The organism is Lapillicoccus sp. (assembly GCF_046595215.1).
GTDB lineage: Bacteria > Actinomycetota > Actinomycetes > Actinomycetales > Dermatophilaceae > Lapillicoccus.
The window spans coordinates 1-10,780 of sequence record NZ_JBKJPP010000157.1 but is presented as its reverse complement, the minus strand read 5'-3'; the positions used below and the strand labels follow the sequence as shown (position 1 = coordinate 10,780).

Annotated in this window: 10 protein-coding genes; 8 read left to right on the top strand and 2 right to left on the bottom strand. The window is 70.5% G+C overall.

Annotation, left to right across the window (positions count from 1 at the left end; all coding sequences use genetic code 11):
• Positions 1 to 109 precede the first annotated feature (109 nt).
• Genes glgX through treZ form a run of 3 tightly spaced genes read left to right on the top strand, consistent with a single transcriptional unit; the run spans position 110 to position 6,580 of the window.
• Positions 110 to 2,395 carry a glycogen debranching protein GlgX gene (glgX, locus tag ACLL9L_RS13715; RefSeq protein ID WP_411285218.1) on the top strand — a complete coding sequence of 762 codons (2,286 nt, stop codon included), beginning with the start codon at positions 110 to 112 and terminating at the stop codon, positions 2,393 to 2,395.
• On the top strand, positions 2,392 to 4,812 hold the full coding sequence (gene treY, locus ACLL9L_RS13710) for a malto-oligosyltrehalose synthase (protein ID WP_411285217.1): 2,421 nt from the start codon (positions 2,392 to 2,394) through the stop codon (positions 4,810 to 4,812). The genes glgX and treY overlap by 4 nt, the downstream gene beginning before the upstream one ends.
• Positions 4,805 to 6,580 carry a malto-oligosyltrehalose trehalohydrolase gene (treZ, locus tag ACLL9L_RS13705; protein WP_411285216.1) on the top strand — a complete coding sequence of 592 codons (1,776 nt, stop codon included), beginning with the start codon at positions 4,805 to 4,807 and terminating at the stop codon, positions 6,578 to 6,580. Before treY ends, treZ begins: the two co-directional genes overlap by 8 nt.
• 21 nt (positions 6,581 to 6,601) lie before the next feature.
• Here the strand turns inward: treZ and ACLL9L_RS13700 are convergent, their stop codons facing one another.
• Complete coding sequence (locus ACLL9L_RS13700) at positions 6,602 to 7,180, bottom strand: hypothetical protein (protein WP_411285215.1); 579 nt, start codon at positions 7,178 to 7,180, stop codon at positions 6,602 to 6,604.
• 131 nt (positions 7,181 to 7,311) lie between these two features.
• Positions 7,312 to 7,836 (bottom strand): GNAT family N-acetyltransferase, encoded by a 525-nt coding sequence (locus ACLL9L_RS13695; protein WP_411285214.1) that lies wholly within the window; start codon positions 7,834 to 7,836, stop codon positions 7,312 to 7,314.
• A gap of 68 nt (positions 7,837 to 7,904) precedes the next feature.
• Between ACLL9L_RS13695 and ACLL9L_RS13690 the strand changes: the two genes are divergently transcribed.
• From ACLL9L_RS13690 to ACLL9L_RS13670, 5 genes are all read left to right on the top strand, one after another.
• Complete coding sequence (locus ACLL9L_RS13690) at positions 7,905 to 8,915, top strand: GNAT family N-acetyltransferase (protein ID WP_411285213.1); 1,011 nt, start codon at positions 7,905 to 7,907, stop codon at positions 8,913 to 8,915.
• Positions 8,916 to 8,937: 22 nt separating this feature from the next.
• Positions 8,938 to 9,255 carry an MTH1187 family thiamine-binding protein gene (locus ACLL9L_RS13685; RefSeq protein ID WP_411285212.1) on the top strand — a complete coding sequence of 106 codons (318 nt, stop codon included), beginning with the start codon at positions 8,938 to 8,940 and terminating at the stop codon, positions 9,253 to 9,255.
• The gene (locus tag ACLL9L_RS13680; protein WP_411285211.1) at positions 9,248 to 9,646 is read left to right on the top strand and encodes a GNAT family N-acetyltransferase; all 399 of its coding nucleotides are present in this window, start codon (positions 9,248 to 9,250) and stop codon (positions 9,644 to 9,646) included. The genes ACLL9L_RS13685 and ACLL9L_RS13680 overlap by 8 nt, the downstream gene beginning before the upstream one ends.
• On the top strand, positions 9,639 to 10,169 hold the full coding sequence (locus ACLL9L_RS13675; RefSeq protein ID WP_411285210.1) for a MarR family winged helix-turn-helix transcriptional regulator: 531 nt from the start codon (positions 9,639 to 9,641) through the stop codon (positions 10,167 to 10,169). Before ACLL9L_RS13680 ends, ACLL9L_RS13675 begins: the two co-directional genes overlap by 8 nt.
• 37 nt (positions 10,170 to 10,206) lie before the next feature.
• Positions 10,207 to 10,780 (top strand): methylmalonyl-CoA mutase family protein (locus tag ACLL9L_RS13670; RefSeq protein ID WP_411285209.1); only part of this gene is annotated, 574 nt, incomplete at its 3' end.

Below are 10,780 nucleotides of genomic sequence, written 5' to 3'. Positions count from 1 at the left end.
GCGCGGGCACACATGCGTGAATACAGACTGATGGAGCACGGTCGTGGTACACAGTTGAGATATCGTTGGTAAAGCGTCGGGGGTGCGATGTACCGCGCCGTGTGATGACATGAGCAGCGCGTTCGTGTCGACCGTCGATTTGCGACCATTACGACACGCTGAGGAATCTCGATTGCTGCATGGGACCGTCCTCCAGACTGAAAGCAAGCGCGAGGTCCTGCCAGGCAGGCCGCATCCATTGGGCGCGACGTGGGATGGCGGGGGGGTCAACTTCGCGGTCTACTCGGAGCGGGCGACGGCGGTGGAGCTGTGCCTGTTCGATGATGGCGTCGAAACGCGCATTCCGCTAACGCAGGGGCGGCAGCATACCTGGCATCGCGAGCTGCCTGGCTTGCGGCCGGGCCAGCAGTATGGCTTCCGGGTCGATGGGCCGTACGTGCCGTCGCAGGGGCTGCGCTTCAACCGCAACAAGCTGCTGATCGTCCCGTACGCGCACGCGATCGCTGGCGAGCTGGACTGGCGCGGGCCGGTCTTCGGCTACCGCATGGGGGATGGCGCGCTTGATACTTCGTTCGATGAGCGCGACGATGCCGCGTTCGTGCCGAAGAGCGTGGTGATCGTTCCGTCCTTTGATTGGGAAGGGGACACGCATCCCAACGTGCCCTGGAACGAGTCGATCATCTACGAGCTGCACGTCAAGGGGTTTACGAAGCAGCATCCCGGTATTCCGGAGTCGCTGCGTGGTACCTACGCCGGATTGGCGCATCCGGTGGCGCTGGAGTACCTGACAGCGCTTGGGGTGACGGCGATCGAACTGCTGCCAGTGCATGCCGCGATCGACGAGCTGCATCTGTTCCGGCGCGGGCTGCGCAACTACTGGGGCTACAACACGCTCGGCTATTTCGCGCCAAATCCGCGCTACGCCGCGACGGCGGTGCCTGGCGCGGAGGTGATCGAGTTTAAGGAGATGGTGCGGGCGTTGCACGCGGCCGGCATCGAAGTCATCCTCGATGTCGTCTACAACCACTCGTGCGAGGGCGACGAGTTCGGTCCGACCCTCTCGCTGCGCGGCCTGGACAACACGACCTATTACCGGCTATCCGAGGAAAACCCGCGCAACTATCTCGACTATACCGGCACCGGCAACAGCCTGAATGTCCGCCATGCCCAGGTGCTGAAGCTCATCATGGATTCGCTGCGCTACTGGGTGCTGGAGATGCACGTCGATGGCTTCCGCTTCGACCTCGCCTCGACGCTGGCGCGTGAGCTGCACGACGTCGACAAGCTGGCCGCCTTCTTCGACATCATCCACCAGGATCCGGTGCTGTCGCAGGTGAAGCTGATCGCTGAGCCGTGGGATATCGGCGAAGGCGGCTACCAGGTCGGCAACTTCCCGCCGCTGTGGACGGAGTGGAACGGCAAGTACCGCGACACGGTGCGCGACTTCTGGCGCGGCGACCCGTCGACGCTGGGCGAGTTCGCCTCGCGCTTCACCGGGTCCTCGGACCTCTACGAGCACTCAGGCCGCAAGCCGATCGCGTCGATCAACTTCATCGTGGCCCACGACGGCTTCACGCTGCGGGACCTGGTGTCCTACAACGAGAAGCACAACGAGGCCAACGGCGAGGACAACAACGACGGCGACAACAACAACGGCTCCTGGAACTGCGGCGTCGAGGGCCCGAGTGACGACCCCGAGGTGCGCGCCCTGCGCGCGCGCCAGCAGCGCAACATGCTGACCACGCTGCTGTTGTCGCAGGGCGTCCCGATGATCGCCCACGGTGACGAGCTCGGCCGCACCCAGGACGGCAACAACAACGCCTACTGCCAGGACAACGACCTGTCGTGGGTCGACTGGCACCTCGACGACGACGCCGCGGAGCTGCTCGGCTTTGCCCAGCGGGTCGTCAGGCTGCGCACCGACCACCCGGTCTTCCGCCGTCGACGGTTCTTTGCCGGCAGCGCCGACCACGGCGGGGAGAGCGATCTCGGCGACGTCGCCTGGTTCATGCCGAACGGCAAGCACATGGACGAGGAGAGCTGGCGCGACGGCTATGCCCGCTCGCTCATGGTGTTCCTCAACGGCTCGGCGATCCCCGAGTCCGACCGACGCGGCGCCCCGATCGTCGGTGACTCGTTCCTCGTGATCTTCAACGCCCACTCGGACTCGATCAGCTTCACCCTGCCCGAGGAGACGTACGGCTCCGAGTGGTACATCGAGATCGACACGGCCGCGCCCGAGCCGGCGGCCCACGCGGCGGCCGGCGCGTCGGACCCGGCGACCGCCGCCGCGGCTGCCGCGACCGCCGCGACCGTGGTCGAGCCCGCCAGCGAGTTCGAGGTCCATGCCCGCAGCGTCGTCGTCCTGCGCTGTCCGAGGGAGAGCCCCGCGTGAGTGCTGCACGCCCGGTCCCGACCGCGACGTACCGCCTCCAGATCCGCCCGGGGTTCGGCTTCGCCGAGACGGCCGAGCAGGCCGACTACCTTGCCGCGCTCGGGGTGAGTCACGCCTACCTGTCGCCGATCCTCCAGCCCGTGCCCGGCTCGACGCACGGCTACGACGTCGTTGACCACACCCGCCTCAGCGACGAGGCCGGCGGGCGGGAGGCCTTCGACGCGATGGTCCCGGTGCTGCACGCAGCGGGCATCCGCGCGGTCGCCGACGTCGTGCCGAACCACATGGCCGTGCCCACCCCGGCGCACCTCAACGCGCCCCTGTGGTCCGTGCTCCGTGAGGGGCCGCGCTCGCCCTTCGCCCACTGGTTCGACATCGACTGGGCCGCCGGCGAGGACACCCTCCTCATGCCGGTGCTGGGTGACCCCATCGAGGACGTCCTCGCGGCCGGCGACCTGACCCTCGCCAGCGACGGCGGCCGCGGAGGTGACGAGAGCGTCGTGCGCTACTTCGAGCACGAGCTGCCGGTCCGCTCCGGGACGGCGCAGTTGCCGATCGAGGAGCTCGTCACCCGGCAGTGGTGGCGGCTGGCGCACTGGCGCACCGCTGAGACCGACCTCAACTACCGCCGCTTCTTCGACGTCGCCACCCTCATCGCCGTGCGCGTCGAGGACGACGACGTCTTCGACGCGAGCCACGCCCTGCTGGGCGAGCTCGTCGCCGACGGGTCCCTCGACGGGCTGCGCATCGACCACCCGGACGGCCTCGCCGACCCGAGGGGTTATCTGCGACGGCTCGCGACGGCGACCGGCGACAGCTGGGTCGTCGTCGAGAAGATCCTCGAGGGCGACGAGACCCTCCCGACGGACTGGGCCTGTGCCGGCACGACCGGCTACGACGCCCTCTGGCGGATCGGCGGCCTCTTCGTCGACCCCGCGGCCGAGGAGCCGTTGACCGACTTCCTCGCCCGCGTCACGGGCACCCGGATCTCGCTCACCGAGACGGTGGACCGGGCCAAGGCCGAGGTCGTCGAGCGGGTGCAGGTCCCCGAGGTCAGCCGGCTCGTGCGACGCCTTGTCGAGCTGGTGCCGGAGGAGTCCGAGGAGCGCCTGCAGCGGGTGGTCTCGGCCCTGCTCGTCACGATGGACCGCTACCGCGCCTACGTCGTGCCCGGAGAGCCTGCCCCCCCGCAGGAGCGTGCCGTCCTCGACGCGGCCGTCGACCGCGTGCGCACGGCCCTCCCGGAAGAGGACCGCGCCGCCATCGACGAGGTCCACCGCCTGGCCCTCGCCGAGGCACGAGAGGGGGACGACCCCGCCGCCCTGGCCGACTTCGCGGTCCGCTTCCAGCAGACCTGCGGCCCGGTCATGGCCAAGGGCATCGAGGACACGGCGTTCTACCGTTGGCACCGCCTCGTCGGCCTCAACGAGGTCGGCGGCGACCCGGACCACTTCGCCGTGACCCCGACGCAGCTGACGTCCTTCGTCGAGCGGACCGCCGCGGCGTGGCCCGAGACGATGACGACGCTGTCGACCCACGACACGAAGCGCTCCGAGGACGTGCGCGCTCGCCTCGCGGCGGTCTCCGAGCGGCCAGACCAGTGGCAGGACTGGGTGCGCGACGCCCAGGAGATCGCCCGGCCCCTGCGCGGTGAGCCGCTCGACGGCGCGATGGAGTACCTCCTGTGGCAGACCGTGGTCGGCGCGTGGCCGATCGACGGGCAGCGGCTGGGCGCCTACGCCCAGAAGGCAATCCGTGAGGCGAAGCAGCATACGACGTGGACCGACCCGGACGAGGCCTACGAGGCCAAGGTCGCGGCGTTCGTCGACGGCGTCCTCGCCGACCCGCGCCTGGTCGCCCACCTCGAGCAGTGGACGGAGGCGACCGCGCCGCTGGTCCGGGTGACGACGCTGGGACAGAAGCTGCTCCAGCTCGTCCTGCCCGGGGTGCCGGACGTCTACCAGGGCAGCGAGCTCGTGGACCTCTCGCTCGTCGACCCGGACAACCGGCGGGACGTCGACTTCGCCGAGCGTCGGGCGCGACTCTCGCGACTCGATGCGGGGGAGCCCCCCCGCGACCTCAGCGACGAGAAGCTGCTCGTCACCTCCCGCGCGTTGCGGCTGCGGCGTGACCACGCTGGCTGGTTCCACGGCGCGTCCGCGACGTTCGCGGCTGTCCCGACGACGAGCGACCACGCGTATGCGATCGGTCGTGGCGTGCGGGCCGGCATCCACGTCGTGGCCGTGACCACGAGGCTGGCCGGGTCGCTCACGGGCTGGGAGGAGCACACGCTCGACCTGCCGCCCGGTGGGTGGAACGACCTCCTCACGGGGCGCCGATTCACCGGAGGTCCGGCGGCGTTGGCCGATCTGCTCACCTCGCTCCCGGTGGCCCTCCTGGCGCGGACCGATGACTGACCCCGAGATCCGGGTCTGGGCGCCCTCCGCCGGGCGCGTCGAGATCGATGTCGCCCCGATCGGCGGGGTGGTGACCACGGCCCCGATGAGCCCTGCCCCGGGCGGGTGGTGGGAGTGGCGCGGTGAGCACCCGGCATACCCCCTGGACTATGCCTTCCGTCTCGACGGGGGCGACCCGACCCCCGACCCGCGCAGTGCCTGGCAGCCGCATGGCGTCGATGCAGCGAGCCGCACCTTCGACGCCTCGGCGCACGACTGGGCTGACGGGCGCTGGCAGGGACCACGCGGCGGGCAGGGCGCCCTCGGCGGGGTCTTCTACGAGCTGCACGTCGGCACCTTCAGCGCTGAGGGCACCTTCGACGCGGCGATCGGCCACCTGGACCACCTCGTGGCACTCGGCGTCGACGTCGTCGAGGTGATGCCCGTCGCCGCCTTCCCCGGCCGATGGGGTTGGGGTTACGACGGCGTCGACCTGTATGCCGTGCACGACCCCTACGGCGGCCCGGCCGGCTTCCAGCGCTTCGTCGACGCCTGCCACGGGGCCGGTCTGGGAGTCTGTCTCGACGTCGTCTACAACCACCTCGGGCCGAGCGGCAACTACCTGTCGCGCTTCGGGCCGTACTTCACCGACGCGCACTCGACGCCGTGGGGCCCCGCCGTGAACCTCGACAGCCCGGGTTCGGAGGTGGTGCGCCGGTTCGTGCTCGACAACGCGCTGCGGTGGCTGCGCGACTTCCACGTCGACGCCCTGCGCCTCGATGCCGTCCACGAGCTGCGTGACGACTCCGAGCATCACCTCCTCGCGCAGCTCTCCGACGAGACCGACGCGCTGGCAACGCAGCTCGGCCGGCCGCTCGCGCTCATCGCGGAGAGCGACCTCAACGACCCGATCATGGTGACCCCGACCGCCCGGGGCGGTCGGGGGATGAGCGCGCAGTGGGCGGACGACGTCCACCACGCCTTGCACGCGGCGCTGACGGGTGAGGCGGCGGGCTACTACGCCGACTTCGCCGAGCCCAGCGTCCTCGCCAAGACCCTGACCGAGGTGTTCCTCCACGACGGGCGGTGGTCCAGCTTCCGCGGCGCCGAGTGGGGAGCGCCGGTGGACCGGTCGGTCTGCCGGGGAAGCAGCTTCGTCGGATATCTCCAGACCCACGACCAGGTCGGCAACCGGGCGACCGGCGACCGGATCGGGGCCACGATCACGCCCGGGCAGCAGGCCATCGGTGCGGCCCTCTACCTCACCTCGGCGTTCACCCCGATGGTCTTCATGGGTGAGGAGTGGGCGGCCTCGACCCCGTGGCAGTTCTTCACGGACTTCGCGGACCCGGAGCTCGCCGAGGCGGTGCGCAGCGGTCGCCGCGCCGAGTTCGCGTCCCACGGCTGGGATGCGGCGGACGTGCCCGACCCCCAGGACCACGCCACCCGCGACCGGAGCGTGCTCGACTGGGAAGAGATGTCGCAGACGGAGCACGCCCGGATGCTGTCGTGGTACGCGTCCCTGATCGCGGTGCGCCGCAGCGAGCCGGAGCTCACCGACGACCGGCTCGACGCGGTGACCGTCGCGTCGGACGCCGGCGCCGGGTGGCTCGTCGTCTCGCGCGGGCGGTTGCGGGTCGTGTGCAACGTCCGGGACCGACCCTCGATGGTCCCGGTGGGGGCCGCCATCGACGAGGTGGTGCTCTCCTGGGACGACTCCACCACCCGGCGCACCGGTGCCGCAGTGGAGCTCGGCGCGCACGGCGTGGCGATCATCCGGGTCGGCTGAGCCCACCCGGTCAGGCGGGGGTCAGCGCGTCAGCTGCTCGTCGGTCCGTCTACGGGCTAGTGCGCCACCGGCGAGGGCCAGGACCAGCAGGAGAGCCTCGACGGCGAGGCTGAGCAGACCCAAGGGCTCGGCCCAGTTGCCCTGGTCGTCCGTGTAGCCCGGCATGCCCGGACCGCGCGACAGGCCATAGCCGATGAGCGGACCCACCGCGACGCCGGAGGCGACGACCCAGGTCAGGAGGTGGTTGCGGCCACGACGGGTCAGCAGGACGCCGGCGACGACGACGGCAGCGACCTCGAGCAGGTAGAAGCCGAGGCCGACGTAGGACGGGTCCTTGCTGCCCGGGAAGCCCTCCTGGTCGAGGACGTGGACGGAGGCGACGCCGAAGGACGCGATCGCCGTCGCCACGCCGAGGACGGCGGGCACGGCTCGCGAAGCGCTGCCCTTGTCGGCGGCCCGGGTTCGGCGGGTGGTCTCGGCGGTCTCGGGGCCGAGGGTGGTCCGGGGCTGCTCCGCGTCGCGGAGGTGCTCGGTCTCAACGGCGTTCGTGGTGTGCTGGTCGTTCGAGGTGTGGCGCTGGGGCACGGGGTGCTCCTTCATCTGGACGACGGAAGCCACCAACGCTGTCCGATGATTCTCAGAGGGATCTCGGAGACGGCCGGATCAGTGGTCCAGCCACCACGTGCCAGCCAGCTGGCCCTGGCCGAGGGGGGAGCCGGAACGCGCCCGCGTCAGGCGGCCCGACGGCGCTCGAGCAGGACCGTGTCGTGCCACACCCCGTCGCGCTGGGCGATCCGCTCCCGCGTCCCGATCACGCGGTAGCCACACGACACGTGCAGTGCGATACTCGCTGCGTTGACGACGAAGATCGACGTCTGCAGGGTCCAGAGCCCACACGCGTCGGCCTCGGCGTTCTGCCGGGTGATGAGCGTCCTCCCGACCCCCTGACCGCGCGCTCCCACCCCCACGTAGATCGACGTCTCGGCGACCCCGGCGTAGCACGCACGCATCGAGGTCGGCATCGCCGCGGTCCAGCCGGCCAGGCGTCCCGCAACAGTGGCGACCCACCGTTGGCCCTGGTGCCACTTCGCGTCGAGGACCTCGCGTGGCGGCACCTCCGTCTCGAAGGTCGCCGTGCCCGTCGCCAGGCCCTCCGCGTAGATGCGCAGGACGTCGTCCCAGTCGTCGGCCTGCAGCGCCCGGGTGCGGGGCCGCACGTCCGTCCATCGGGAGGGGCTCCGGGCGCGGTCCGTCACCGTCCCAGACTAGCGAGCACGCCCGAAACTCGGTGGCCCCGCTACGGGCACCGTCCTACGGTCGAGACATGCAGACCCGTCTCGTCGACGTCCATGACGACGCCCAGTGCGCTCGCGCCCACGACATCCGTGTCGCGAGCATCAGCCTGGGCCGTCCCTGGCACCAACCGTCCTCTCTCCAGGAGGCCGTCCTGGAGTGGCGCTTCGACGACAGGGCCGAGCCGATGGAGATGTGGGCGGCCGCGGATGGCGACGACGTGACGGGCATCGCGTGGCTCTGGCTGCCACAGGACGACAACACCTCGATGATGTGGTGCGACATTCAGGTGGATCCCCAGCACCGTTGTCGTGGAGCTGGATCCGCCCTCATGGAGCGCATCGTCGAGCGAGCGGTGGCCGAGGGGAGGAGCACCCTCGTCGGCGACACGATGGTGCCGGCGGAGGAGTCCGACGCTCACCCCTACCGCCGTTTCGCGGAGGCCCACGGCTTCGTCCTGAGCAACACCGAGATCGCGCGCCACCTCGATCTGCCCGTCGCCGACGACCTGCTGGCGTCCCTCTCCGGGGCGGCGCGCCCGCACCACGAGGGTCTCTACCGGCTCGAGACGCACGTGGGGCGCGTCCCCGAACGGCTGCAGGAGTCGCTCTGCGCGGTGATGAACCAGCTCGCCGTCGACGCCCCGACCGGCGACATCGAGTTCGAGGCGGAGTCCCTCACCCCCGCGCGCTACCGGGAGTATGCGGACCTCGAGCTGCGGCAGCGCCGCACGAGGCTGACCACGGTCGCGGTGGAGGAGGTGAGTGGCGACGTGGTGGCCTACACCGACCTGCTCCTGCCGGCGGGGGCGCCGACGGTCGCCTGGCAGTGGGGCACGCTCGTCCACAAGGGCCACCGCGGCCACCGGCTGGGCACCGCCGTCAAGGTCGAGAACCTCCGCCGCCTCCAGAGCCAGCACCCGAGCCGCGAGCGCGTCATCACCTGCAACGACGACACCAACAGCTGGATGGTCGACATCAACGAGCGGCTCGGCTTCCGGGTCGTCGAGCTCTGCCCTGCCTACCAGCGCAGGCTGGCCTGACCCCACGGCATACGGTGGGACCATGCTCTTCGCCTTCTCCGTCGCCCCTGCCGTCTCCGACGACACCACCGGTTCGGTGAGCACCGCTGTCGCTGCAGCGATCTCGGTCGTGCGCGAGAGCGGGTTGCCGCACCGTACCGATGCGATGTTCACGACCATCGAAGGGGGGTGGGACGAGTGCCTAGCCGTGATCAAGGGTGCGGTCGACGCCGTCGCAGCAGTCAGCCCGCGCGTGAGCCTCGTGGTCAAGGCCGACATCCGCCCGGGGTTCACCGGCGAGCTCGACGGCAAGCTCGATCGGCTGGAGCAGGCGCTCGCAGCGCGCGCGAGCCGTGACTGACGACTCCCGGTATGCCGTGCAGCCGCCGGTGTGGCGCCTCCGCGTCGAGGTCGACGACAGCGAGGCCCGGTGCGTAGTGGCCCTCGACGAGGGCGGCGAGGTGGTCGGGATGGCGTCCGCCGGCATCACGCGTGACGACGACGCCCCGACGTCGTGGGAGCTCTACTCCATCAACACGGTGCCGACGGTGCACGGCAGCGGGGTCGCGGACGACCTCCTGCGCGCGGTGGTCGGACCACGCGATGCCTCCCTCTGGGTCCTGACGACGAACTCCCGGGCCCAGGGCTTCTACCGCCGGCATGGTTTCACCGCGGACGGGGCGGCCCGGGCGCACGACGGAACGGGCGCCGCGGAGAACCGGATGGTGCGTTGCGGTGCTGCGCGTGGCTGAGCGACCGCGACTGGCCTTCGACCCGATCCGGCGGGCGGCCGAGCTTTGGCGCGAGCGGTGGGGCGGTGGGTCCAAGGCCGTGGCCATGGCGTCCGCGACGTCGATCATGCGGGTGCAACAGCTGCTGCTCGGCGAGCTCGACGCGGTGGTCGGCTTGCACGGACTCTCCTTCGCCCGCTACGAGGCGCTCGTGCTGCTGGCGTTCTCTTCCTCGGGCCGGCTGCCGATGTCCAAGGTGGGCGAGCGGCTGATGGTCCACCCCACCTCCGCGACCAACATCGTCCAGCGCCTCGAGGCCCAGGGACTCGTCGAGCGCAGCCCCAACCCCACCGACGGGCGGGGCACGCTGGCCGCGATCACGCCGTCCGGGCGCGCGGTCATGGAGGCCGCCACCGCCGATCTCGTCCGGGGGGAGTTCGGGCTGGGGATGCTCACCGCCGACGAGCACGAGCAGCTCTTCGCCCTGCTGCGCAAGATCCGGGTCGCCTGCCACGACTTCCCCCCTGACCGACCCGGCACCTGACTTCCTTTTACTAGGACGTCCTAGTAAATTGACGGCCATGACCACCGAGACGACCGGCGCAGCCCGCTGGCAGGCCCGTTACGACGCCGCGCTCGCGAAGGGTGGTGTGCGGGAGGCGGACTTCACGACCCTCTCCGGCGCCACGGTGGACCCCGTCTACGGTCCGGGACTGCACGGCATACCGGAGGAGACCACTCCCGAGGGCCGCGCGCGCATGGAGCGCATCGGCTGGCCGGGCGAGTTCCCCTTCACCCGCGGTCTCTACCCCACCGGTTACCGCGGGCGCACGTGGACGATCCGGCAGTTCGCCGGCTTCGGCAACGCCGAACAGACCAACGAGCGATACAAGATGATCCTGAACCGCGGTGGCGGCGGTCTCAGCGTCGCCTTCGACATGCCCACCCTGATGGGGCGTGACTCCGACGAGACCTTGAGTCTTGGTGAGGTTGGTCACTGTGGCGTGGCCATCGACTCCGCCGCCGACATGGAGATCCTGTTCAAGGACATCAACCTGGCCGAGGTCACCACGTCGATGACGATCAGCCGTCCGGCTGTCCCCGTCTTCTGTATGTACATCGTCGCCGCGGAACGAACCGGCATCGATCCCGGGG